Annotated in this window: 21 protein-coding genes; 12 read left to right on the top strand and 9 right to left on the bottom strand. The window is 35.0% G+C overall.

Annotated elements, in window-relative coordinates:
• Positions 1 to 45: 45 nt before the first annotated feature.
• Both AC000W_RS01325 and AC000W_RS01330 read left to right on the top strand, forming a co-directional pair.
• Positions 46 to 741 carry a Crp/Fnr family transcriptional regulator gene (locus tag AC000W_RS01325; protein WP_474745363.1) on the top strand — a complete coding sequence of 232 codons (696 nt, stop codon included), beginning with the start codon at positions 46 to 48 and terminating at the stop codon, positions 739 to 741.
• 7 nt (positions 742 to 748) lie between these two features.
• Positions 749 to 1459, top strand: coding sequence for an SDR family oxidoreductase (locus AC000W_RS01330; RefSeq protein ID WP_474745802.1), 711 nt, complete (start codon positions 749 to 751; stop codon positions 1457 to 1459).
• Here the strand turns inward: AC000W_RS01330 and AC000W_RS01335 are convergent, their stop codons facing one another.
• The 3 genes from AC000W_RS01335 to AC000W_RS01345 all read right to left on the bottom strand — a co-directional run bounded on the left by AC000W_RS01335 (position 1460) and on the right by AC000W_RS01345 (position 8932).
• Positions 1460 to 4174, bottom strand: coding sequence for a PD-(D/E)XK nuclease family protein (locus tag AC000W_RS01335; RefSeq protein ID WP_474745364.1), 2715 nt, complete (start codon positions 4172 to 4174; stop codon positions 1460 to 1462).
• A gap of 71 nt (positions 4175 to 4245) precedes the next feature.
• On the bottom strand, positions 4246 to 5586 hold the full coding sequence (locus AC000W_RS01340; protein WP_474745365.1) for an OmpA family protein: 1341 nt from the start codon (positions 5584 to 5586) through the stop codon (positions 4246 to 4248).
• Between the two features lie 214 nt (positions 5587 to 5800).
• Positions 5801 to 8932, bottom strand: a complete 3132-nt coding sequence (locus AC000W_RS01345; RefSeq protein WP_474745367.1) for a UvrD-helicase domain-containing protein — start codon at positions 8930 to 8932, stop codon at positions 5801 to 5803.
• A gap of 113 nt (positions 8933 to 9045) precedes the next feature.
• On the opposite strand from AC000W_RS01345, the gene AC000W_RS01350 reads away from it, so the two are divergent.
• Positions 9046 to 9654 carry a superoxide dismutase gene (locus tag AC000W_RS01350; protein ID WP_474745368.1) on the top strand — a complete coding sequence of 203 codons (609 nt, stop codon included), beginning with the start codon at positions 9046 to 9048 and terminating at the stop codon, positions 9652 to 9654.
• A gap of 659 nt (positions 9655 to 10313) precedes the next feature.
• Here the strand turns inward: AC000W_RS01350 and AC000W_RS01355 are convergent.
• The 4 genes from AC000W_RS01355 to purN form a co-directional block, all read right to left on the bottom strand.
• Positions 10314 to 12212, bottom strand: coding sequence for an amidophosphoribosyltransferase (locus AC000W_RS01355; protein WP_474745370.1), 1899 nt, complete (start codon positions 12210 to 12212; stop codon positions 10314 to 10316).
• 44 nt (positions 12213 to 12256) lie between these two features.
• Positions 12257 to 13186, bottom strand: a complete 930-nt coding sequence (locus AC000W_RS01360) for a PfkB family carbohydrate kinase (protein WP_474745372.1) — start codon at positions 13184 to 13186, stop codon at positions 12257 to 12259.
• A 64-nt stretch (positions 13187 to 13250) separates the two neighbouring features.
• On the bottom strand, positions 13251 to 13886 hold the full coding sequence (locus tag AC000W_RS01365; RefSeq protein WP_474745374.1) for a ribonuclease H1 domain-containing protein: 636 nt from the start codon (positions 13884 to 13886) through the stop codon (positions 13251 to 13253).
• A complete protein-coding gene (gene purN, locus AC000W_RS01370; protein ID WP_474745375.1) occupies positions 13886 to 14452 on the bottom strand; it encodes a phosphoribosylglycinamide formyltransferase in 567 nt (188 codons plus the stop codon). Before purN ends, AC000W_RS01365 begins: the two co-directional genes overlap by 1 nt.
• Before the next feature lie 160 nt (positions 14453 to 14612).
• Between purN and AC000W_RS01375 the strand changes: the two genes are divergently transcribed.
• The 7 genes from AC000W_RS01375 (at position 14613) to AC000W_RS01405 (ending at position 21502) form a co-directional block, all read left to right on the top strand.
• Complete coding sequence (locus AC000W_RS01375) at positions 14613 to 14846, top strand: acyl carrier protein (RefSeq protein ID WP_167962949.1); 234 nt, start codon at positions 14613 to 14615, stop codon at positions 14844 to 14846.
• Between the two features lie 107 nt (positions 14847 to 14953).
• Complete coding sequence (gene fabF / locus AC000W_RS01380; RefSeq protein ID WP_474745377.1) at positions 14954 to 16204, top strand: beta-ketoacyl-ACP synthase II; 1251 nt, start codon at positions 14954 to 14956, stop codon at positions 16202 to 16204.
• A gap of 6 nt (positions 16205 to 16210) precedes the next feature.
• On the top strand, positions 16211 to 16948 hold the full coding sequence (gene rnc, locus AC000W_RS01385; protein ID WP_474745379.1) for a ribonuclease III: 738 nt from the start codon (positions 16211 to 16213) through the stop codon (positions 16946 to 16948).
• A 99-nt stretch (positions 16949 to 17047) separates the two neighbouring features.
• Positions 17048 to 17515, top strand: coding sequence for an IPExxxVDY family protein (locus tag AC000W_RS01390; RefSeq protein WP_474745381.1), 468 nt, complete (start codon positions 17048 to 17050; stop codon positions 17513 to 17515).
• 3 nt (positions 17516 to 17518) lie between these two features.
• Positions 17519 to 18961: a pyruvate kinase gene (pyk, locus tag AC000W_RS01395; protein ID WP_474745383.1), complete on the top strand. Its 1443-nt coding sequence runs from the start codon at positions 17519 to 17521 to the stop codon at positions 18959 to 18961.
• Positions 18962 to 19088: 127 nt separating this feature from the next.
• Complete coding sequence (locus AC000W_RS01400; protein WP_474745385.1) at positions 19089 to 20687, top strand: solute:sodium symporter family transporter; 1599 nt, start codon at positions 19089 to 19091, stop codon at positions 20685 to 20687.
• Between the two features lie 2 nt (positions 20688 to 20689).
• A complete protein-coding gene (locus AC000W_RS01405) occupies positions 20690 to 21502 on the top strand; it encodes an inositol oxygenase family protein (protein WP_474745387.1) in 813 nt (270 codons plus the stop codon).
• A gap of 31 nt (positions 21503 to 21533) precedes the next feature.
• Here the strand turns inward: AC000W_RS01405 and dinB are convergent, their stop codons facing one another.
• Complete coding sequence (dinB, locus tag AC000W_RS01410) at positions 21534 to 22634, bottom strand: DNA polymerase IV (protein WP_474745389.1); 1101 nt, start codon at positions 22632 to 22634, stop codon at positions 21534 to 21536.
• Between the two features lie 32 nt (positions 22635 to 22666).
• On the opposite strand from dinB, the gene AC000W_RS01415 reads away from it, so the two are divergent.
• Entirely contained in the window at positions 22667 to 23140 is a 474-nt protein-coding gene (locus tag AC000W_RS01415) for a CYTH domain-containing protein (RefSeq protein ID WP_474745391.1), read from the top strand.
• A complete protein-coding gene (locus tag AC000W_RS01420) occupies positions 23137 to 23622 on the top strand; it encodes a YciI family protein (protein ID WP_474745392.1) in 486 nt (161 codons plus the stop codon). The genes AC000W_RS01415 and AC000W_RS01420 overlap by 4 nt, the downstream gene beginning before the upstream one ends.
• 8 nt (positions 23623 to 23630) lie before the next feature.
• Here AC000W_RS01420 and AC000W_RS01425 read toward each other — a convergent pair whose 3' ends face one another.
• Positions 23631 to 24650 carry a phenylalanine--tRNA ligase subunit alpha gene (locus AC000W_RS01425; protein WP_474745393.1) on the bottom strand — a complete coding sequence of 340 codons (1020 nt, stop codon included), beginning with the start codon at positions 24648 to 24650 and terminating at the stop codon, positions 23631 to 23633.
• Positions 24651 to 24684: the final 34 nt, after the last annotated feature.

Raw genomic sequence — 24684 nt, forward strand, 5'->3', positions numbered from 1 at the left:
TGATAATTATCAGGTTTTGTGCAGGCATATGTGTAAATTTATGGTATGAGTAAGTGTGAGCAATGTATTGTAAGACAGTTGAACGCTATGAGGGCTATGAACAAGGAGGAGCTCAAGGAAATCTCACATTCTAAAATAACCAAGACCATAAAAAAAGGAGAAATAATATTTGATGAAGGGGAAAAATTAAATGGTGTTTTTTGCGTACGTAACGGGGTTTCCAAACTTTCAAAATTAAGCCCTAATGGAAAGGATCAGATTGTTAAGTTGGTTGCCAAAGGAGAAGTGTTGGGGCAACGGTCTGTCATTGCTGAAGAACACACCAATCTTAGCGCTGTAGCTGTAGATGATATGGAGGTTTGTTTTATTCCCAAAGAGAAAGTGGTTAATTCTTTACGAAACAATCCGGAATTTGCTGTAGTTATGCTGAAGCAATTGGCGCACGACTTAAAAGATGCAGACGATGTAATTGTTAACATGTCCCAAATGAATGTAAAGCAGCGAATAGCTGAAGCTTTTATGTATATTAAAAATAATTTTGGAGAAGATGAAAATGGTTTTTTGCTTTTAACCTTATCTCGAGAAAATATTGGAAATGTTGTGGGAACAGCCACAGAATCTGCGATTAGAATTATTTCTGAATTCAAAAAGAAAGGTTGGATTAAGACTTCTGGAAAAAAGATAGGAATTACCAACTTACAGCAATTAAAAGAGCTAGTGGCGGGGTTTAAAAATGATTGAAGAGAAGATGAACTTAAAAAACAAAGTAGTTTATATTACAGGAGGGAGTAAGGGAATAGGACTTGGTGTTGCCAAAAAGTTATTGGAGGTTGGAATGAAGGTTGCCATAAGCGGTAGATCACAAAAATCTTTGGATGAGGCTATGGATTATTTGAACTCAGAAGATAATATTTTGACTTTAAGCTCTGATGTTTCAAAAATTGATGATGAAATTAACGCTATAGCACAAATTTTGGATAAATGGGGACAATTGGATGTGGTTTTGGCAAACGCTGGCGTGGGTCATTTTGCTCCAATAGATGAATTGTCTATTGATAATTGGCACCAAATGATTGATACCAATCTAAATGGAGTGTTCCATACCTTGAAGGCATCTATGGATGCATTAAAGAAAGCGCAGGGTTATTATATAACACTGGCAAGCTTGGCGGGGACAAACTTCTTTCCTACAGCTGCGGGCTATAATGCCACTAAGTTTGGTGTGGTTGGTTTTACTCAGGCCGCAATGTTGGATTTAAGAAAATACGGCATTAAGGTATCTACTATAATGCCTGGCTCTGTTGCCACACATTTTAACAGTCATGAACCGTCTGAAGCTGATGCTTGGAAGATACAACCAGAAGATATAGGGGATTTGGTGTTAGATTTATTAAAAATGCACCCAAGAACGTTGCCTAGTAAAATAGAAGTGCGCCCTACAAGACCAGATTTAAAGTAATTATACTTCTTTTTCTATAAATGGAATTTCTGGATTGCAGATTTCCATAACAAGCTCTTTTAAATATTTTTCAAAAGTATTTAGGGTATCCACATCAATAAAATTGCTTTCAGCCTTAAATTGAAGAAATCCGCTTTTTAAATTTTTAAAGGAAAAAATTCCAGCTTCAATCTCTTTAAAGGATTCTTTATCATTATACATTAAGGCATAACATAAAAGTTGAAAAGCCTTGCTTTTATTGTAACTAGTGGCAATTTCTGTCCAATGGGTTACTTTAACATCTCTAGCATCAACCTTTCCAGTTTTGTAATCAATGATTCTAAGTATTCCGTCTTTTTCATCTATTCGGTCTAATTTTCCTTTTAAGAGTACAGGAAAATCAAGTTCAGGAATGTTAAGCTTCATTTTTAGGTTTTTCTCTAATCCTAAAATTTTTATTTGATGCTTTTCCGCTTCGGTTATTTCCATATGGATAAACGTATCAACATACTTTAGGACAACATTATATGCGATTAAATTTTTACCACTTGTAATATCACCATCAGAATAATTTTTCTTAAAATGAGAGGTTACCACTTTTGGAATGGACGGCTTTAATCGTAACAGATTGTCCTTGGTTAAAAATGTACCTATAAAGGGAGTATATAGCTCTTCTAGGGTGTCATGGACAATGGTGCCAAATGTATTGGAAGCCACATTTTCTTCCACTTCTAGAGCATCGTATATTTTTAAAATACTTTGTTTGTAAAAATCAATGGGATTTCTGATATAATTAGAAAGAGAAGATGGTGAAAATCCTGATGCCGCTACTTCTTGTATACGGGTTAGTAAACCCTTGTTTTTTGGAATTTCCTTAAGGGAAATTAATGCGGGTTGTATTTTTGGGGATGCTATAATTTGTGTAATATCCTGTATTTTGTTTTCATCCGTCAATAATTGGGTGATTAATCTACTTTTTTCTCCACCTTCAAGAACGTCAGGCTCTGTATTATAGAGTATATATATATTCTTTGCACGATGTAACAGTCTATAGAAGTGATAGGTGTAAACAGCATCCTTTTCTTTATAGGTTGGCAGATCATATTCTTTTTTAACATCAAAAGGGATAAATGAATTGTTAGATTTACCTGATGGCAAAATACCCTCATTAACTGAAGTAATGATAACCGTTTCAAAATCTAAGTTTCTACTCTCCAACATTCCCATTATTTGAAGACCTTGCAATGGTTCCCCTTGAAAATCTAAAGTTTCTGAAGTGATTAATTCTTTATAGAGTCCGTAAAGCGTTTTTAAGTCTTGTATAAAAGAATGTTTAAGGACAAGTTCTCCCAGTTGATTGAACAACCTATGGAAGCGATATAAATACTCAAGGCCCAGCGAGTTTTCGTTTTCAATAAAGGCCTTTTTAAGTTCCTCAATAAAGAGCAAACATTTTTCTATAAACTCATAGGGAGAGTTTGAATGTGTAAAAAAAATGAAGGATGCGGGTGAAGATTGCTCGCCTATTATACGTCTTATTTTTTCAAGATTTATATACACCCAGTTTCTAAGGCTAATTTCCTCGCCAATTTTGGAGGAATTATTGATTTTTTCATTGGAAAGGAGAATTTGAACATATGGATGCGAGAGAATGTCTAAAACATTTTTATAGTACCACCCCCTAGGATTGTTGATTATGTACAATTCAAATAATTGAGAAAACAAACTAGATACTGGGGTTTTGTTTATAGGATAACCCATAGTAATGTTTATTCCCTCTATTTCTTTTGGAATAGAATTTATTATTGGGTTTAGCAGGCTTTCATCCCCCAAAACTACAGCTGTGTTTTTTAAGAAACCTGAATTGACTTCCTTTAAATTGTTTAGCAAAGTGCCTACATATTTTGTTTGCGAAACACTTTTTGGAACTCCAATGATTTGGATTTTCTTTTCGGACAAATAAATGTTGCTGAGCCCTTTAATGGGGTTTTTTCTAAAAAAAGGCCAATTCTTTTTATGCTCTCTAATAAAGTAACCAGCATCATGGACTGGATCTTCAAGAAAATAAGAATCAATATCCCAGTAAATGTCCCCATTTCCATTTTTCAGGATTTTTTGAATGATGTAGTCTTCTGCTTTGTTTAGCGCATTAAAACCTATGAAAATGAATTTCTGCGCATTGTATTCTTCTAAAAAACCACCTACATTGTATGTAGCTTGTCTATAAACCAATCCTTGATGACCTATTCCTTTTTCTAAAAGGCCAGTATTGAAATGTGTGTATAGTTGTTCCAAATTTTTCCAAAAGTGAATGTAGGATTTCATCATTGGAGTTTTATCCCAATAATCCAATTCTTTTATGGCTAAGAGGTAGGAAAATATTTGTTTTGGGTCAACTAAGTAACGGTCTATTTCATTGATATCTTGTAAGAGTGTTTGTCCCCACTTGGAAAAAGTGTAAAATTCATCCTTTTCACCATCAAAGGTTTTTAAATAACTATTATAGAGATCAAAGAGTTGTTGGGTATTGGAAGCATAAGAGACTCCTGCAATCTTCTCTACAAAACTTTCAATAGAATAAATTTTTGGGGAAAAAAAGGTTTTTTTGGCAGTTTTTGCCAAGATGCTTTTTAGGAAAGTGCCAGCACGTTTACTGGGTAGAATAAATACTATGTTGTCAAAGCTTTTGTATTTACGCCATATATCACTAAGTACTTCTTCTAAAAAACTTTGCATGTCTAAAAATAAAAAAAGCTCCGCATTATGCGGAGCTTTTAATTTTATTAAAAAGGTTTGTTACTTCTTGATTATTTTACCAAGTTGATTTCTACCCTTCTGTTTTGAGCTCTACCAGCTCTTGTATTATTTGTAGCGATTGGCTTGTCTTCACCGTAACCGATGGCAGTCAATCTATCAGCACCAATTCCTTCGTTGATTAAGAAATCTCTAACTGAATTAGCTCTTGAATCAGATAATTTCTGGTTCAATGTAGCACTACCAACACTATCAGTGTGTCCTTCAACAGTAAATTTAGCAGTTGGGTACTCACTCAATATTTGAATGATATCAACCATTACTGAAGTTGACTCAGCTTTGATAGAAGATTTACCTGTATCAAACAAGATAGTTCTTGCATAGTCATTCAATTGTTTTTGAACTTCTTCTGTTACTTCTGGGCAACCATTGTTAGCAACAGTACCAGCAACTTCTGGACAAGCATCATCTTTATCCAATACTCCGTCACCGTCAGCATCAGGCCAAGGACATCCTTTGTTTTCAGCAGGGCCAGCTTCGCTTGGACAAGCATCATCTTTATCAGCAACACCGTCACCGTCAGCATCAGGACAACCAGCCAATGCAGCTAAACCAGCTTCGCTTGGACAAGCATCATCTTTATCAGCAACACCATCACCGTCAGCATCAGGACAACCGTTCATTTCTTTAGAACCTGCAGCATTAGGACAAGCATCTTTGCTATCCTCTATACCATCACCATCAGCATCAGGACAACCGTTGAAAGCTTCTAAGCCCGCAACTTCTGGACAAGCATCATCCTTGTCGTAGATACCATCACCATCTGTGTCAGTTCCACCAAATTTGATTGCAAGACCAGCCAAGTGCTGAAAATGAGGAGCAAGATAATCCTCAAAAGCATGCTTGTATTGAGTTTGTAAAGTAAGTCCCATATTTTCTGAAAACCAGAAATTAAGACCTACACCACCATTTACAGTACCAGCACCAACTTCATCGATCCATGTGTAACCACCACCGATTTCAATAAATGGGTCAATAGTTGTGTTTTTTAGTAGATTGTACTTAATTGTACCGTCTACGGCATAATATGATAAATCATCTACTGCAACATCGCCCCATTTGCTGATTCTATTTAAAGAACCTCTTGCGCCTACAGAAAAACCATCACCTACAGACTTGGATACACCAACATAAGAGATAGAAGGCAAAATGTTCCAGTGGTCAGTTGCATTGAAGAATTCATTACCAAATGAACTTACATCACTAGTTGGGTAAACGTCAACTGCGTTTACACCAAAGCTAATCTGCCATGGGTTGTTTTCGTCTTGCGCTTGTACGTTGCTAAAACCTACAAGAAGTAAGGCAACAACTAATAATTTGCTAAGATGTTTCATGTTTAAAAATTTAAGTTTTAAGTGTTTATTAGCTGCAAATGTAAGTTGTTAAATATTATTAACAAAATCAATTTCCTATTTTTTTTAACGCATTTTATGCTATAAAAGATGCATTTTAACGATTTTTATTGCTTTTCTTACTTCAAAAAAGAGTGAATTTTGTCTTTTTAAAGTGTAACGTGATTATCTCTAAGGGATTAAAACGGTGAAATAATTATATAAATTCTGGGATAATCATATCATTTATATATACAATAATTTTATTCTCAATATAGAATCCCATATCCTCCAAGGCATCTGCATAAGAAAACAGCTGTTGTTTGTATTTAGGATTCTTAAGTCCAGTCTTATAATCAATGATAGTTGCTTTGTCATCAATTAGTACAACTCTATCTGGGCGTAGTACAATACCATCTTTAGTTATAATATCAGCCTCATTTTCAACTTTAATTCCCAGACTATAAAAATCTATTAATAAAGGATGATTTATAATTTGTAATACTCTGTGTCTGAGCAATTCAATATCACTATTTACTATATCTCCATTTCTAATCAAGGTTTCAAAAGCATCCTCTATATCATTTTCTGTTTTTATAAACCCCATAATATGATGGAGCATATTGCCTTTTGAGATAGCAGCTTCTCTATCTGTCCCCCACAGTGCACCAGATTTAGTTAGAATATTAAAACTTGGTCTTTCTTTATATGAGTATTGATAAGTGATATGCTGCTCTTGATTTTCTGACTTATTCACAACAAGCGAATCGTTTAAAGCCCCAAAAGAATAACTACCAATAGTATTATCCCAAAGCCCTTTATGTATTAAGTAGTCTATAAAGAGACCAGAATAGTAGTCTGTTTTATGTAAACCTTTAGTTGTTAAATCTTTTTTAGATATAATAATTAACCCTTTTATAGCTCTTGTTAAAGCTACATATAGAACATTAAATGCATCAAGTTCTAATTTGGCCTGCTCCTCTAAATACAATTCTTTGGCCACATCACTGTAATGTTCCATCTCTTGTTTTTTGTTTAACAGCAAATCTTTAAAACCATTCATATTATTATCTACTGTTGGAACCCAAAGTTTTTTATCAATCTCCTTATAAATGTGGGAATTGGCAAAAGGAAAAATTACAATGGGAAACTCCAACCCTTTTGCCTTGTGCACGCTCATTATTTGGACGGCATTTACATTTTCGGGAGAAGGAATGCTTAGTTTTTCATTTTTCTTTTCCCAATATGATAAAAAGGTATGGATGCCAGCCCCTTCTTTTTGTTCTACTTCAAGAACGGTGTCCAATAAATAGGTTACATGTGCATTAGACTCATTAATTAAGGAAAACTGTTTTATAGCATATTCCAACCCATCATAAACAGATGTTTGTTTAATCCATTCCATATTAAAATCAAAAGAATTTAATAAAAGGACCTCTAACTTATTTAAGTGTTCATATATATAAGTGTGTTTGTTTTCATCACCGTTTGCTAGATAATATAATACTAGGTAGGCATTGTTTAAATCATCTGGATTTGCAGAGTACTTTAATAGATTTATTAAAAACCGCACTTCTTTACTGCTGACCAACAAAAGAGAATCGGCTGAAATGATAGGAATATTATTTTGAACAAGAAAATCTGCTAATAAAATTCCTTTTTTGTTTTCTCGTACTAGAATACAGATATCTTTATAGGAATATTTTTTTTCTAAAATTGAATAAATAGTATTTAAAACTTCAAGACAATAAAGAGAATCCTCATTTTCTTTATCCTCATTTTCTAAAAATGTAAGTTGCACAAATCCCTTTTCTATGGAATTGAAACTTTGTTTATTTCCTTCAACAAACAACGAGTTGAAACTTTGCTTATTTAGGAAGGACGATGTATGTGTAAAGAAATCATTGTTGAACTTCACAATTTCTTTATGACTTCTATAATTTGAAGGAAGATTTTGTACGTTTGGGGCAACAACAAAAGGATTGTTCTTTAAAGTGATGAGGTTTAAAAATTGCTCAGTTTTCCCTCCTCTCCAACGATAAATGGCTTGTTTGGCATCCCCAACTAAGAAAAGAGAGCCTTTTTCACCTTTAAGGTTTTCACCTTCTAAGGCGTTACCAATTAGGGGAATTAGATTTTTCCACTGCATTTGTGATGTGTCCTGGAACTCATCTATAAAATAGTGACGGTGTTTTTCTCCCAATCTTTCATAAATAAATGGAGCAGGTTGGTTCTTTATTTCTTTTGAAATAATAGAGTTGAAGGCAGAAATATGGATTTGGTTTCTTTCTTCCTCAATTTCTTTAATCTCTTTTTGTATGGCATTTAGAACTGTTAATGGGACAATGTTCCCATATACGTTTTTTAAGAAAGCAATTTCACATATGTTTTTTTTGATGGACAAATAGGAATCCAATAATTTGGGCAGCATTTGGTCAATGATGCTTTTTTTTCCAGAATCCAGTGTTTTATTGTAAATACTTCCTTCAACTAAGTTTTCCTCTAACTTATTGTTATATAATGCTACATAGTCAACCGTATTGTTGGCTAGTTTTAAAAAATGGTTCGGCAAGGTTTTTCTGGTAAAATTTTCATGTTCCAAACCATTGTCTTCGATTGATTGCAGAACTTTTTTTGCTTTTTCAACACATTCTTTTTGACAGAAACTTATTTTGCCCTTCAACTTTTTTTGTAAACCCAAAAAATCTTCAATGCTTTTGTCTTTTATATCTTCAAGGTGGGAAGCATGTGTTTCATCAAATAATAATTTTCCTATTTTGTTTAAATCAAATGAAACATCCCAACTTTTATCACCATTAATTTTCTCCAATGTAAAATCAATTAAAACTTGGGTAAGTTTTTTATCACTACCAGCTTTGCTTATTAGTCTGTCGACAGCTTCACCTAGCAATAGCTCTGTGTCCATCACCACTTCAAAATTCTGGGGAAGATTTAGGTCTTTTGCAAAAGTTCTTATAAGTCTATGCGTAAATTTATCTATCGTGGAAATATCAAAAAAAGCATAGTTGTGCAGAATATCTTTTAATATCCTTTTTGACCTTTTTTTTAGTTCATCTGGCTGAATTTCCAAGTCCAGTGTAAGATCCTTAAATAAGGATGGAGCTTTATCATAATCAACAATCCTACTAAACCCATAAAGATTATCAAGAATTCTATTTTTCATTTCGCTTACCGCTTTGTTGGTAAACGTAATGGCCAAAATATATTGATATGCCCAATTGTTTTTTGATGAAAGAGCTATCTTAAGGTACTCCCTAACAAGAGTATAGGTCTTACCGGAACCGGCAGAAGCATTGTAGATTTTATAAGTACCTTCTTGCGCTTGCATGTATATGCAAATTAAGCATTCTCAGAGAGTTCTTAACAAAGAATTAGTGGAATTTATCTTATAAAAGTGTAAATTTGAGTTCCTATATTTTTTAATCTAAAAACACAATAATTATGTCTTTTGAATTACCAAAATTACCATATGCATATGATGCATTGGAACCACATATTGACGCTAGGACCATGGAAATTCACCATACCAAGCACCATAATGGATACACTAGTAAGCTTAATGGAGCTATAGAGGGAACCGATTTGGAAGGAAAATCTATAGATGAAATTTTAACTGGGTTGGATATGTCCAACGGAGCAGTTCGTAATAATGGTGGTGGATTTTATAACCATTCTTTGTTTTGGGAAATAATGTCTCCAAATGGTGGAGGAACACCCTCTGGAGAGCTAGGAGATGCTATAGATAGTGCTTATGGCTCCTTTGATGGATTTAAAGATGCTTTTTCAAAAGCTGCCGCAACAAGATTTGGCTCTGGTTGGGCTTGGCTTTGTGTTCATAAAGATGGTAAAGTAGAGGTTTGCTCTACACCCAATCAAGATAATCCAATTATGCCAGGAATTGGCTGTGGAGGTTCTCCAATATTAGGGTTAGATGTTTGGGAACATGCATATTATTTAAATTATCAAAATAGAAGACCAGATTATATTAATGCTTTTTTTAGTGTTATAAACTGGGACAAAGTTGCGGAGTTGTACAGCGCAAATAAATAAAGTAATAGTATATAAGCTATTAAAAAACCGCTTTCTTAACAAAGGCGGTTTTTTTGTGGATTTTACTTAAATAGAAAAGGGTGGAGAAGTCTCCACCCTTTTCGTCCCAAATCTTACCATAAACTTAACCTACTTATGCTATGGCAGGACTAAATTACTGGTATTGTGAGAAATAACAAAGAAATTTTAGGAAATTTTAATTTTTTAGGTGCGATTATTTAAATTATAATAACGTTAAATGGAAGGAAAATACTTACTAATAGGTTGATTTTCAGCAATAAAAAAGGCGGAAATTAATCCGCCTTTTTTCCCCAAATCTTACCATGAACTTAACCTACTTATGCTATGGTCCTCCAAAGATAAGGTGAGACTTAACGTTAATGAAAGTTTTCGGATGAATACCATTATAATTGGTTGAAATACCAATTAAAAATAATTGCATTATAAAAGGTGGAGAAAACGCTTACACAAAAAGAGGAGTAAATAAAAAAGGTGGAGAAGTCTCCACCTTTTTTGCCCCAAATCTTACCATGAACTTAACCTACTTATGCTATGGCAAGTCTAAAATAGTTGAGCTTGGTACAGTAGAAACTAAAAGTCCGATGAAATGCATTTTTTACCGATGAAATGCGTTTATTTAAACATTTCATCGAGCATCGTCAGTAAGCTCTTACGTTTTTTCCTTCATAAAAGTTAATGAAAGCTCTATTGACCACCTTATTTCCTCCTGGTGTAGGATAGTTTCCAGTGAAGTACCAATCACCTAAATTTTTTGGACATGCCAAATGCAGATTTTCAATAGTTTGATAGATGATTTCAACTTCAGCATTAATATCTTCTGGACTCAATAATTCTCCAATCTTTTTGGAGATTTGCACAGCTGTAAAGGGAGAATAGAATTCTTTTACATAATTAATGACATCCTTGTCTTTTGAGCTTACTTGCTCAATACACTTTTTGTAAATATCATCTACTAGGTTCATAGTATTGGCATCTTTGTGTAAATCCAAAGCTGCTCTAAAGGCTATAAAATCTTCCAATTTTGCCATATCTATACCATAGCAATCAGGATATCTTATTTGTGGTGCAGAAGAAACCACAACTATTTTTTTAGGAGATAATCTATCCAATATCCTTAAAATACTCTTTTTAAGCGTAGTTCCACGAACAATACTGTCATCTATAATAACTAAATTGTCATTTTCTTTTACAGAACCATATGAAATGTCATAGACATGCGTCACTAAATCATCTCTACTACTGTCTTGGGTAATAAAAGTCCTTAATTTGGCATCCTTGATGGCAACTTTCTCTATTCTGGGGCGAACATCCAAAATTTTATGTAATTCTTCTTTGGTTATTTTTGACCCTATAGATAATATTTGCTCTTCTTTTTTATTGTTTAAATAGTTTTGGGCTTCTTTTACCATGCCAAAGAAAGAAGTCTCAGCAGTATTGGGGATATACGAAAACACAGTATTTTTTATATCACCGTCAATGGAAGTGAGTATTTGTGGAAAAATGAATTTCCCTAAGTTCTTACGCTCTTGATAGATTTCTTTATCGCTCCCTCTGGAAAAATAAATACGTTCAAAGGAACAAGCTTTGCGTTCTACAGGAGGCAATATTTCTTTAATGTAAAAATCGCCACTCTTTTTTACAACGATGGCATGGCCTGGATCAAGTTCTTTAACGCTTTCATATTTTACATTGAATACTGTCTGTATTGCCGGTCTTTCTGATGCAACCACAACTACTTCATCATCTTGGTAGTAATACGCTGGCCTAATACCAGCAGGATCGCGGAGCACAAAAGCATCACCGTGACCCAACATTCCTGCCATGGCGTACCCACCATCCCAATTTTTGGAGGCTCTTTTTAAAATTTTGGAAAGTTTTAATCTTTCGGCAATCAAAGGGGAGGCGTCTTTTTTATTTACCCCTTCTTTTTTTATTTCCTTATAAAGTTTTGCAACGGCGTCATCTAAAAAATGGCCTATCTTTTCCATTACCGTTACGGTATCCGCCATTTCTTTTGGATGTTGTCCCAATTGTACAAGATTGTCAAAAAGCTCATTAACATTAGTCATGTTAAAATTACCAGCTACAATGATATTACGATGCATCCAGTTATTCTGCCTAAGAAAAGGATGAACACTTTCAATACTGTTCTTCCCAAAAGTACCATAGCGAACATGCCCCAAAAGTACTTCTCCTATATAAGGAATGTTCTCTTTTTGCAGTGCCACATCATCAATATATTCTGGATGTTCCTGTAATGTGCTACTTATTCTATTATTTATTTGCGCAAATATATCTTGAATAGGTTGTTGAGCTATAGAGCGAACTCTACTCATATATCTTTCGCCTGGATCCATGTCCAATTTAATACTTGCAAAACCAGCACCGTCTTGCCCACGATTGTGCTGTTTCTCCATCATAAGGTACATTTTGTTTACACCATAAAAAGCAGTGCCGTACTTTTCTTTATAATATTCTAGTGGTTTTAGCAACCTAATTAGGGAAATTCCACATTCATGTTTAATGGCGTCACTCATTTACTATCCAAATTAAAAAAGCCCTGAAAATTCAGGGCATGGGGTTATTCTAATTCTATATCAAACTGCGTCAATTGCTTAAATTGTAGCAGTCGTTGTTTTACTTCTTTTGAATCCAAATTTTCCAAACGTTCGGTACCAAATCTTTCCACACTAAACGATGCCAGGTTGGATCCGTGTATAATAGCATTCTTTAAGTTGTTAAAAGAAACGTTTTGAGTTGCCGTAATGTGCCCCACAAAACCACCAGCAAATGTATCACCAGCACCAGTTGGGTCAAAAACTTCCTCTAAGGGTAAGGCAGGTGCAAAAAATACATTCTCATCATGAAAGAGCAGAGCTCCATGCTCTCCTTTTTTTATGACTACATATTTAGGCCCCATTTTATGAATTTTTTCCGCAGCTTTCACCAATGAATATTCATTAGTTAATTGTCTTGCTTCTTCATCGTTTATCGTAATAACATCTATGTGTTGTATAACCTGTAACAATTCTTCCAATGCATTGTCCATCCAATAGTTCATGGTGTCTAGAGCAATTAGTTTTGGTTTTGTTGTCATTTGATTAATGACGCTCATTTGGGTATTTGGGTGCAAGTTTCCCAGCATTACCACATCTGCATCTTTATAGTTGTCTGGAACAATGGGATTAAAATCTGCAAGAACATTTAATTCTGTTGCTAAGGTATCTCTAGAATTTAAATCGTTGTGGTATTTGCCACTCCAAAAGAAGGTTTTGCCCCCTGCAACAATTTCCAAGGAGGAAATATCTATTTTTTTACTGATGAGCAAATCCAGATATTCTTGCGGAAAATCATCCCCAACCACAGATACTATAGCAGCATCTACATTTTGAAATTGTGAAGCGGCAAGACCAATAAATGTAGCTGCACCGCCCAATATCTTATCCGTTTTTCCGAAAGGAGTTTCAATGGCATCAAAGGCTACAGTGCCCACAATTACAAGTTTGCCCATGCAAAGATAATTTTGGTGCAAATATACGGTAATGAAAAGTCATTAGTCAAATTCAAAAGGGGAATTATTTCCTCCCAAAATCTGCGGGAATTTCTCCCCAAGCCTTGGTTTCCCATTTTACAATTTTAGTATTGTACGTATTGGCTTCTAGCCAATCAACAGCTCTTCGGACCAAATCAAAAATGGGTTTGTTTTTTGGACTTTCTTTAAGTTTGGTATTACAGTTTTTTTTTCGAATCCAGCTCATGGCAGTTCTAGAATCAGTATAAAGGATTCTATCGCTATGCTGTTTTTTTAAGAATGCCAAACCATGTACAAGTGCCAAGAACTCACCTATATTGTTGGTCCCTTGTTCAAAAGGGCCTTGTTTAAAAAGTTCTTTACCCGTTTTGGTGTCCACACCTCTATATTCCATAATACCTGGGTTTCCACTGGATGCTGCATCAACCGATATAGAATTATAATTTGGCTTCCCTATTTTAATTAGCTCTTCTTTTGAAAGTGTTGGCTTGGAGGTTTTTTTACCTTTATAATCATTATAATTGCCATTATAAGCTTTTTTAGCTTCGGCAAAGGACAAAAAGGATTTATACTCGGCTCCTTTATAACCTTCAATGGCGGCTTTGCAATCCGCCCATTTTTCATAAACGCCAGGTTTATTACCTTTCCATACGGTGTAGAATTTCTTTTTTTTGGACATTAGACGTCTAACAATTTTGCGATTGTTTTTGGAAAATGCTCATATTCTAATTGGTGTACCTTTTCAGCAATTGATTCTGCACTATCCTTTGGAGTTATTTTTGTTTTTACCTGATTAATTATAGCACCTTCGTCATAATTTTCGGTAACATAATGTATTGTTATACCTGTTTCAGTCTCTTTTGCCTCTTTTACAGCTTCATGGACATTCATTCCATACATTCCTTTTCCTCCATATTTTGGCAAGAGTGCAGGATGAATATTTATTATTTTTTTTGGGAAACGTTCCACTATTTTAATAGGTACTTTTAAGAGAAAACCTGCGAGTATTATTAAATCTGGATTCAGGGATTCAAGAACATTTAGCACACAGTCCGTGGTTGAAAAAGCAGTTTTGTTGAAATATAACGAGCTGATATTTAGCCTATTGCATCTATCCAAAACTTTGGCATCTCTTTTGTTAGTAAGAACACTGGCAATGGTAACGTTGGCATTATCTTGAAAGTAATGTACTATGTTTTCAACATTAGAACCAGAACCAGAAGCAAAAAGAACAATACGTTTCATGCGGTATAACAACGTTATCTTAGTAGAGAATTTGGGCTAAATTACTACTCTTTGAGGATTAATTTTATTAAATTACAATACATTTTATCGACAAATAGCGTTATTAATCCAAAGTTTTTTATTTTTGCCAACGATTAAATTTTTTAAAACAAATATTATTATGTCAGACATTGCATCAAGAGTAAAAGCTATCATCGTAGACAAATTAGGTGTTGATGAGAACGAAGTTGTAGCCGAAGCTAGCTTTACCAACGACTTAGGAGCAGATTCATTAGATACTGTTGAGTTGATTATGGAATTCGAAAAAGAATTTGATATTCAGATTCCAGACGATCAAGCAGAGAATATTGCTACTGTAGGTCAAGCTATAAATTATATAGAAGAAGCCAAGTAATTTTATGATATCTTGCTAAGATTATAAATTATCCATGCGGTAACAATGCTGCATGGATATTTTTTTTTAATTTCACCTGACTTAGGTTTTAAATAAAAGTAAGTTCCATGCAGTTAAAACGAGTTGTGGTTACAGGATTGGGAGCCTTAACACCTATAGGTAACAATATAGAGGAGTATTGGGAAGCATTGAAAATTGGAAAAAGTGGATGTGCGCCTATAACCTATTTTGACAATGAAAAGTTCAAGACCAAATTTGCTTGTGAGCTAAAAAACTATAACCCAGAGGATTATTTTGATAGAAAAGAGGGTCGTAAACTAGATAGGTTTGCGCAATATGCTTTGGTTTCATCAGATGAGGCCATCAAAGATTCCAATATGGATTTGGAGAAAGTGGACAAGTTCCGTGTAGGCGTCATTTGGGGCGCAGGTATTGGTGGCTTGGAAACATTTCAGAATGAGGTTTTAAACTTTGCTGCCGGTGATGGCACACCAAGGTTTAACCCTTTCTTTATCCCTAAAATGATTGCAGACATTGCCCCAGGAAATATATCCATAAAACATGGATTTATGGGGCCTAACTATACTACGGTTTCCGCTTGTGCGTCATCGGCAAATGCTATGATAGATGCGCTGAATTATATTCGCTTGGGCCATTGTGACATAATTGTTACGGGCGGAAGTGAAGCTGCAGTCACCATTGCTGGTATGGGCGGTTTTAATGCCATGCATGCCCTATCTACAAGAAACGAAAGTCCAGAAACGGCATCAAGACCTTTTGATGCAACTAGGGACGGTTTTGTACTAGGAGAGGGTGCAGGTGCATTGGTATTAGAAGAATATGAACATGCCAAAGCCAGAGGTGCTAAAATATATGCTGAGGTTGTTGGTGGCGGAATGTCTAGTGATGCTTATCATATGACTGCTCCTCACCCAGACGGTATAGGGGTAGTAAAAGTTATGGAAAATTGCTTGCGGGATGCTGGTTTAAAACCAGAAGATGTAGATGCAATTAACACACATGGTACTTCCACTCCGTTAGGTGATGTTGCAGAATTAAAGGCAATTACCCAAATTTTTGGAGAACATGCCCCAAACATTAATATAAATTCTACCAAGTCCATGACAGGGCATTTGTTGGGTGCTGCCGGCGCTATTGAGGCCATTGCATCCTTGCTTTCCATGAAATATGGCATTGTTCCACCAACGATAAACCATACAACTGTAGATGAAAATATAGATCCAAAATTAAATCTTACACTTAACAAAGCCCAAAAACGAGAAGTTAATGTGGCAATGAGTAATACTTTTGGATTTGGAGGACATAATGCTTGTGTCCTGTTTAAAAAAATGAGCTAGATTTATATGAATTTCCCACCAAAAATATTTAATTCCCATTCAAAGGAGGATGGGGATTTTTTTTTGGGAATAACAAAGATTTTAGGGTTTAAACCTAAGAACCTCCAGTTTTTTAAGAAAGCATTTCTCCATAGGTCTTTAAATATAAAAGATGAAGAGGGCAACCCCATGAACTACGAACGATTGGAGTTTTTGGGAGATTCTATGCTAGGTACCATTATCTCAAAATATTTATATAATATGGTTCCAGAAGGAGATGAGGGCTATTTAACTAAAATGCGCTCTAAAATAGTAAGTAGGGAACATTTAAATGAACTTGGCAAGGACTTAAACCTTATTAGCTATGTAGAAAGTAGAATACCAAAATCTCATTTTGGAAACAATATCCATGGCAATGTTTTTGAGGCTTTGGTAGGAGCAATTTATTTGGACAGAGGCTATAAGTATTGTGAGAAATTCATTAACAAAAGAGTTATTGAACCTTATGTGGATATAGAGCAGTTAGAGGGGAAAGTCATTAGTTATAAGAGTTTGGTAATAGAATGGTGCCAAAAAATGAAGAAGGATTTTGATTATAATGTTTATGAAGACACGGGGAATGATACCGTAAAGCATTTTGCCGTAAAACTCTCTATAGAGCATAATGTGATTGCCAAAGCAAGAGCAACATCCAAGAAAAAAGCAGAGGAGAGAGCATCTAAAAGAGCCTATTATGCCTTACAGCACCAAATTGATAAATTGTAACAAAGCACCTATATTTTATATAAAATACTATCTAAACCCATTGCAAGACTAGGCAGGTTGGGGGATTAGTTATATCTTTGCCGCTTGCAAAGACGAGATATGGCAACAGTGCACAAAATATCTGGAGATTTCTACGAAGATTCTTTTGCTTTAATTGCCTTGCACAGTAGCATGGAAGATTATGCACTTGCATACGCCATTAACTTAACGTTAAATTCTAGTTTTAAAAGGACAAAAGAAGATTTGGACGTATCCCAGAACATATCTTTTCCTATTTTTGAATGGAAGGATAAGGTGAATGATAGGGATTTTACTTTAATTGCAAATAGTAGTATTAAGGAGGAAAAAGAAGAACAAAATGGACTTTTTCAATTTGAACCCTCTTTTACAAAATACCATTTAATCCCAGAATATAAAGAAGTGGATTATTTGTTAAAAATAGAACAAGACGATAGTGATGATGTAGAAGTAGATATAATAGAATCAATTTTATCCATTCCCAGAGTAGTTACAGCATATGTACTGGATGTGGAAAATATAAAATCAAAAAAGAACTTAATATTTTAAATAATGCCGACCAATAAAAAGACTAAAATAGTAGCGACCCTAGGACCTGCAACAAGCAAAAAAGAGGTATTGCGAGATATGATTAATGCGGGGGTGGATGTCTTTAGAATTAATTTTTCGCATGCAGATTATAAAGATGTGGAAGAGCGTGTTAAAATGATTCGTGAATTAAGTAAAGAATTAGGGGTTAACACATCTATTCTTGGAGATCTTCAGGGACCAAAATTAAGAGTTGGTGTAATGGCAGGAGAAGTTGTTGTTGCTCCTGGAGACGAAATAACTTTTGTAACAGGTAAACCTTTTGAAGGGACTGCTGAAAAAGTTTATATGAACTATGCTTCTTTTCCACAAGACGTAAAGGCAGGTGAGAATATTCTATTAGATGATGGAAAATTGATGTTTGAGGTTGTTTCCACGAACGGGAAAGACCAAGTAAAAGCAAAGGTTATCCAAGGAGGGCCTTTAAAATCGAAAAAAGGAGTCAATTTGCCCAATACAAATATCTCATTACCAGCACTTACGGAAAAGGATGTAAAGGATGCTATTTTTGCTGTATCCATGAAAGTAGATTGGATTGCCCTTTCATTTGTTCGTTTTAGCCAAGATTTAATTGATCTGCAGAACTTAATTAAAGAGCATTCAGAATTTAAAATTCCTATTGTTGCCAAGATTGAGAAGCCCGAGGCAGTTGAAAATATAGATAAAATAGTTGCTTATTGTGATGGACTAATGGTTGCCAGGGGAGACCTTGGGGTTGAAATTCCCGCACATGAAGTTCCATTGATTCAAAAGCAATTGGTATTAAAGGCCAAAAAAGCAAGAATCCCTGTAATCATTGCAACGCAGATGATGGAAACAATGATTACTAGCCTTACTCCAACGAGGGCAGAGGTAAACGATGTTGCCAACTCCGTTATGGATGGTGCCGATGCGGTTATGTTGTCTGGAGAAACTTCTGTTGGAAATTACCCAGTGCAGGTTATAGAAAAAATGGCTAGTATATGTAAGAGTGTGGAAGACTCATCATTAATTCAAGTGCCACATGAGCCACCACATATTCGTACAAAAAGATACATTACAAAATCAGTATGTTACCATGCAGCCATTATGGCTAATGAAATTGGGGCAAAAGCAATTTCTACATTGACTAATAGTGGGTATACTGCATTCCAGATTTCGGCTTGGCGTCCAAGCGCGCATATTTTGGTGTTTACATCTAACCAGAGAATTTTAACGCAGTTAAATCTTCTTTGGGGTGTAAAAGCATATTATTACGACAGAGATGTTTCTACTGATGAAACTATAGAAGACGTAAATAAAATTGCTTGCCAAAAGGGCTTTTTGGATGTAGGTGATATGTTAATTAGTCTTGCAGCTATGCCTATGAAGGACAAGGGAATGGTAAACACCCTTAGGGTTACAGAAATAGAAAGCTGTAATTTTTAAATTGAACTTAGCAAGCCAAGTATCTTTATTCTCTTAAATTTTTTCAGCAAGGGCTAATTACTATTTAGTATTCTATTATTCATATTCATAACATGTTTTAGGACTATTATGATTATTTTTAGTAGCGATGGCTTTATTGACGTTTCTTTTATTTACAGGATTTGTGGCCTTTTATGCCACATATAAACTTAGAAAGGATAAACTGAACACCAAGGATGGTTATTTTCTTGGAGGAAGATCCTTAACGGGGATAGTAATTGCGGGATCCTTATTGCTTACAAATATATCTACAGAACACTTGGTGGGAATGAACGGCTCTTCCTATAAAAATGGAGCTATTGTTATTGCCTGGGAGGTAACATCGGCTTTAGCTTTGGTTATTGCGGCACTATATTTTGCTCCTAAATATTTAAAAATGGGATTGACCACTATTCCCGAGTTTCTTGAAAAAAGATTTGATGGATTAACACGAACACTTGTTGCTCTATTACTAATAATATCCTTTGTAGCAACATTACTCCCCATAGTTTTATATACTGGAGCATTAAATATCGAGGCCATTTTTGAGATTTCTGATTTATTGAATGTGAGCCAAAAAGAAGGAATTTGGATTACTATTTTAATTGTGGGCTCCCTTGGGGCTGTATATGCAATTTTCGGCGGGTTAAAAATGGTAGCCTATACAGATACAATAAATGGTTTTGGACTTTTGGTCGCGGGTTTGTTGGTTCCAATTATGGCACTTTTAAGCATAGGTAATGGAAACCTTTTTCAAGGGATGAATATAGTTTTTCAGAATAGTCCAGAGAAGTTTAATGTTATTAGTAAAGAATCTGGAGTTGGTGAAGGAGCAAGAACTGCTATATTGCCTTTTGAGGTTTTATTTACGGGTTTAATGGTAAATCAGATTTATTTCTGGACGATGCATCAATCTATAATTCAAAGAGTTTTAGGAGCGGTTAACCTAAAAGAAGCACAAAAAGGCTTGCTTTTTACTGGATTGTTAAAAATTTTAGTCCCCCTGATTATTGTTCTGCCCGGCTTAATTGGGTTCTATTATTTTGGGGAAGACCTTTACGATAACCCAGACAATGTATATCCTCTTTTAGTTAAGAAAGTACTTCCTTTATGGCTTACTGGGTTTTTTGTAGCAGTAATGATGGGGGCAATTCTAAGCACCTTCAATAGTGCTTTAAATAGTGCGGCCACTGTATTTAGTTTGGGAATTTTTAAAAGATATATACGAAAGGATGCCAACGAGAAGAAATTGGTAAAAATAGGGAAGTTAACGTCAGCCATATTGGCCATTTTTGCAATATCAATAGCACCTTTCGTTGCAAATGCTCCTGAAGGATTATATCAATTGCTGCAGCAGTTGAATGGTATATTTTTTATCCCCATTGCAAGTGTAATCATCGCTGGATTTTTATTTAAAAAAATATCTGCTGCGGGAGCTAAAATTGGATTGTTGTTTGGTTTGTTGTTCTATGTGATTATGTATTATTTGTTGGAAGTAAACCTACATTTTGTGCACATATGGGGAATAGAATTTGTCTTAAATATTGTGGTTATGCATATAGCTACTTGGATGCTACCTAAAGATGCTCCATTTATAATGGAAGATGTTGGCGTACTTAACCTTAACCCTTGGAAATATGCAAAACCCTTTAGTTTATTTTTAATTGTTGTCACCATAATTTTGTACTTTGTACTTGGAAATGTATAGGTATGGAAGAAAAAAAATTTAGGAATTATGAAGCTGCAGATGTATCCGTGGCAGTGAAAGAACATTACCGTAAAATGCGTAAGAATCAAACAGTGGATTTTGTAAAACGCATGCATAAAAAGTATCTCACTTTTGATAAACCAATGAATTTATGGGAGGCCATGGGTCATCTTAATGCATTGATTGATGTAAGTGACCCTGATTTAGACCTCCCCAATGTGCAACATTTAATTCAAAGCGCGGAAGCAATCCGATTTGAAGGGAGACCAGATTGGATGCAACTAACTGGACTTATCCATGATTTGGGCAAGGTAATGTACCTCTGGGGCAGTGATGAAGATGGCACAAGCCAGGCAGAGCAATGGGGTATGGTTGGAGATGTATTTGTAGTTGGTTGCGCCCTTCCAAATAGTTGTGTGTATCCAGAGTTTAATATGCTTAATTCTGATATGCAAAATAAAGAATATAGCACACCCACAGGGATTTATGAAGACGCTTGCGGATTGGATAATCTTAATTTGGCATGGGGTCACGATGAGTATCTTTATCAGGTTTTATTGAACCATAAAGAAAACAACTTACCAGAAGAGGCTATGGTAATGATAAGATACCATTCTTTTTACCCTTGGCATACAGGAGGCAGTTATAAGGAGCTTTTGAATGAAAAGGATCAAGAATATTTGAAATGGATCAAGGATTTCAACAAGTATGATCTCTATACCAAAAGCCCAAAAATATATGATTTGGAAGATGTAAAGGATTATTATACGCCAATTGCCGAAAAATACTTGGGAAAAGAACCTATTTATTGGTAATCAAATAGATTTGGCAGCAACGACTTAAATATTACAAATCAAATTTTAATTGTACGGTTACAGCCTCTTTTTGAGGCTGCTTCTCTTTTTTCTCTGTATTAAGATTGGCCAAGGAAATACCTAGCAATCTAACTGAGTTTTCCATTTTTTCTTGATAAAGCAGTTCTTTGGCAGTTTCCAGAATCAAGTTTTTATCGGATATAAAATAAGTCAACGTTTTACTTCTGGTCTTAAGTGTAAAATCACTGTATTTAATTTTAAGAGTTATTGTTTTTCCCGCAACTTTATACTTTTTTAAACGCCGTTCTAACTCATTGGCAATACTCTCTAAGCGTTCTAGCATAAAAATTTCACTGCTTAGGTTTTCATTAAATGTTCTTTCTGCACCAACAGATTTGGCAATTCTAGTAGATTTAACAACACTGTTATGAATGCCCCGGACTACATGGTAGAAATAACCTCCACTCTTACCAAAATGGTCTTCTAAAAACTCCAAAGATTTAGCCTTAAGGTCTTTTCCTGTAAAAACCCCTAGGCGGTACATTTTTTCAGTGGTGACTTTACCTACGCCATAGAATTTCCGAATTTCCAAATCTTCTAAAAATTGGATTACCTCTTCTGGATTTACAGTTTTTTGTCCATTGGGTTTGTTATAATCACTGGCCACTTTGGCTATAAATTTATTGATTGAGATTCCAGCTGATGCTGTTAATCCTAGCTCATTAAAAATACGCTCCCTAATTTCTTTGGCCAGTAAAGTGGCAGATGGATTTCCTTTTTTGTTTACTGTCACATCCAGATAGGCTTCATCTAAGGATAAAGGTTCTACCATATCTGTATAATCAAAAAAGATGCTTCTTATTTTTTTGGAAATTTCAGTATATCTAGAAAATCTGGGTTTTACAAAGATGAGTCCTGGGCAATTCTTTTGTGCCAAGTAACCACTCATGGCACTGCGAACCCCAAATTTTCTGGCCTCGTAGCTGGCAGCAGAAACAACACCACGTTTAGACCCACCACCAACGGCAATGGGCTTTCCCTTAAGGGTTGGGTCATCTAATTGTTCCACCGAAGCATAGAAGGCATCCATATCTACATGAATAATTTTTCGCAATGGCATATTCATTTCCATATGATAAATTTATAATAACTTAGTCAACATATATGATTGAAATAGAACGAAAATTTTTGGTGAAGTCAGACGCCTATAAAAAAGAGGCTACTTCAAAAAATCTTATTGTACAAGGTTTTTTGAACACACACCCAAGTCGTACTGTTAGGATTCGTATAAATGGGGATTTTGGATATTTAACAGTGAAGGGAAAGTCAAATAAAACTGGGACATCTCGTTTTGAATGGGAAAAAGAGATTGAAGTAGAAGAGGCAAAAGCATTATTGGATTTGTGCGAAGAAGGAGTATTGAAAAAAACCAGATATTTAATTCCCCGAAACCAACATGTTTTTGAAGTAGATGAGTTTTTTGGCCCTAATGAAGGATTGGTTATAGGAGAAATTGAATTGAATTCTGAAAATGAGCTTTTTGAAAAACCAGACTGGCTTGGTGAAGAAGTAACGGGAGATGTAAAATATTACAATTCACAATTAAGTAAAAACCCATATAAAGAATGGATAAAATGAGATATGCAATATTTATTTTAGGAATACTTTTCATAGTATCATGTAAAGAGCAACCAGTTGATAGGGTTGAAAAGGAGGTAGTAAAAAAAGCCAAAAGCATTTCTAAAATTAAAGAAGAACTATCTCAAAAAGGATATCAAATCTTTGATTATGTGGATGAGACAACAAAAGATACAGTTATTATGCAGGAGTATTATATTGCTTTTTTAAAAAGAGGCCCAAATCGTTCACAAAACAAGGAAGAAGCGGATAGCCTCCAAGCATTGCATATGGCTCATTTAGGGAAAATGTATGAAGAAGGTTGGGCAGATATTTCTGGACCTTTTGGTGATGATGGAGAAATACGAGGCATTACCATTTACAATACACCAACACAGAAAATGGCAGATAGTTTGGCGAATGCTGATCCTATGGTAAAAGCAGGTAGATTGGTTATTGAAACACACCCATGGTGGGCAGCAAAAGGATTTCCTTTAAGATGATATTGTTTTTATAGAGCACTTTTAAATTGCTCCAAAAAGCGGATATCATTTTCACTTAATAAACGAATATCAGAAATTTGGTGTAGCAATAAGGCAATACGGTCAATGCCCATTCCAAAGGCAAATCCTGAGTATTCATTGGAATCTATTCCACAATTGTCTAGTACATTTGGGTCTACCATACCGCAACCCATAATTTCTAACCAACCTGTTCCCTTGGTCATTTTATAATCGGTCTCTGTTTCAAGACCCCAATACACATCTACCTCCGCGCTTGGCTCAGTAAATGGAAAATACGAAGGTCTTAACCTAATTTTGGATTTTCCAAAAAGCTCGGTTGTAAAGAATTGTAACGTTTGTTTTAAATCGGCAAAAGAAACGTCTTTGTCAATGTATAACCCTTCTACTTGATGAAAGAAACAATGTGAACGTGCCGAAATGGCTTCATTTCTATACACCCGTCCAGGAGAAATAGTACGGATGGGAGGCTTGTTATTTTCCATATACCGTACTTGTACTGATGAAGTATGAGTACGTAATAGAATATCTGGATTGGTTTGTATAAAGAAAGTATCCTGCATGTCTCTTGCAGGGTGATATTCAGGAAGGTTCAAGGCAGTAAAATTGTGCCAATCGTCTTCAATTTCTGGGCCTTCAGAAACATTGAAACCTATTCTAGAAAAAATATCAATAATTTGATTTTTTACAATAGAAATTGGGTGTCTAGCTCCAATTTCTATTGGCTCACCAGGACGGGTTAAGTCTCCATAGATGCCTTTCTCCTCAGTCTTGTTCTCCAGAGCTTCTTTTAAGGAATTAATTTTTTCTGTAGCACTATTTTTTAAATGATTGATAGTTTGCCCAAATTCTTTCTTTTGGTCATTGGGAACATTTTTAAAGTCTGCAAAAAAGTCATTCAACAATCCTTTCTTGCCTAAATACTTAATACGGAAAACTTCAATTTCTTCAGGGTTTTTACTCTGAAACTCTTCAACTAATGCTATATGTTCCTTAATCTTGTTTATCATACTAAAAAACTATGGAAAAGCAAATTTAAAATAA

It is taken from the genome of Saonia sp. (assembly GCF_056326165.1).

Bases quoted from the DNA above. Each gene is read 5' to 3' on its own strand.
- AC000W_RS01325 (WP_474745363.1), top strand. From the start codon at position 46: ATGAGTAAGTGTGAGCAATGTATTGTAAGACAGTTGAACGCTATGAGG.
- AC000W_RS01330 (WP_474745802.1), top strand. From the start codon at position 749: ATGAACTTAAAAAACAAAGTAGTTTATATTACAGGAGGGAGTAAGGGA.
- AC000W_RS01335 (WP_474745364.1), bottom strand. From the start codon at position 4,174: ATGCAAAGTTTTTTAGAAGAAGTACTTAGTGATATATGGCGTAAATAC.
- AC000W_RS01340 (WP_474745365.1), bottom strand. From the start codon at position 5,586: ATGAAACATCTTAGCAAATTATTAGTTGTTGCCTTACTTCTTGTAGGT.
- AC000W_RS01345 (WP_474745367.1), bottom strand. From the start codon at position 8,932: ATGCAAGCGCAAGAAGGTACTTATAAAATCTACAATGCTTCTGCCGGT.
- AC000W_RS01350 (WP_474745368.1), top strand. From the start codon at position 9,046: ATGTCTTTTGAATTACCAAAATTACCATATGCATATGATGCATTGGAA.
- AC000W_RS01355 (WP_474745370.1), bottom strand. From the start codon at position 12,212: ATGAGTGACGCCATTAAACATGAATGTGGAATTTCCCTAATTAGGTTG.
- AC000W_RS01360 (WP_474745372.1), bottom strand. From the start codon at position 13,186: ATGGGCAAACTTGTAATTGTGGGCACTGTAGCCTTTGATGCCATTGAA.
- AC000W_RS01365 (WP_474745374.1), bottom strand. From the start codon at position 13,886: ATGTCCAAAAAAAAGAAATTCTACACCGTATGGAAAGGTAATAAACCT.
- purN (WP_474745375.1), bottom strand. From the start codon at position 14,452: ATGAAACGTATTGTTCTTTTTGCTTCTGGTTCTGGTTCTAATGTTGAA.
- AC000W_RS01375 (WP_167962949.1), top strand. From the start codon at position 14,613: ATGTCAGACATTGCATCAAGAGTAAAAGCTATCATCGTAGACAAATTA.
- fabF (WP_474745377.1), top strand. From the start codon at position 14,954: ATGCAGTTAAAACGAGTTGTGGTTACAGGATTGGGAGCCTTAACACCT.
- rnc (WP_474745379.1), top strand. From the start codon at position 16,211: ATGAATTTCCCACCAAAAATATTTAATTCCCATTCAAAGGAGGATGGG.
- AC000W_RS01390 (WP_474745381.1), top strand. From the start codon at position 17,048: ATGGCAACAGTGCACAAAATATCTGGAGATTTCTACGAAGATTCTTTT.
- pyk (WP_474745383.1), top strand. From the start codon at position 17,519: ATGCCGACCAATAAAAAGACTAAAATAGTAGCGACCCTAGGACCTGCA.
- AC000W_RS01400 (WP_474745385.1), top strand. From the start codon at position 19,089: ATGGCTTTATTGACGTTTCTTTTATTTACAGGATTTGTGGCCTTTTAT.
- AC000W_RS01405 (WP_474745387.1), top strand. From the start codon at position 20,690: ATGGAAGAAAAAAAATTTAGGAATTATGAAGCTGCAGATGTATCCGTG.
- dinB (WP_474745389.1), bottom strand. From the start codon at position 22,634: ATGGAAATGAATATGCCATTGCGAAAAATTATTCATGTAGATATGGAT.
- AC000W_RS01415 (WP_474745391.1), top strand. From the start codon at position 22,667: ATGATTGAAATAGAACGAAAATTTTTGGTGAAGTCAGACGCCTATAAA.
- AC000W_RS01420 (WP_474745392.1), top strand. From the start codon at position 23,137: ATGAGATATGCAATATTTATTTTAGGAATACTTTTCATAGTATCATGT.
- AC000W_RS01425 (WP_474745393.1), bottom strand. From the start codon at position 24,650: ATGATAAACAAGATTAAGGAACATATAGCATTAGTTGAAGAGTTTCAG.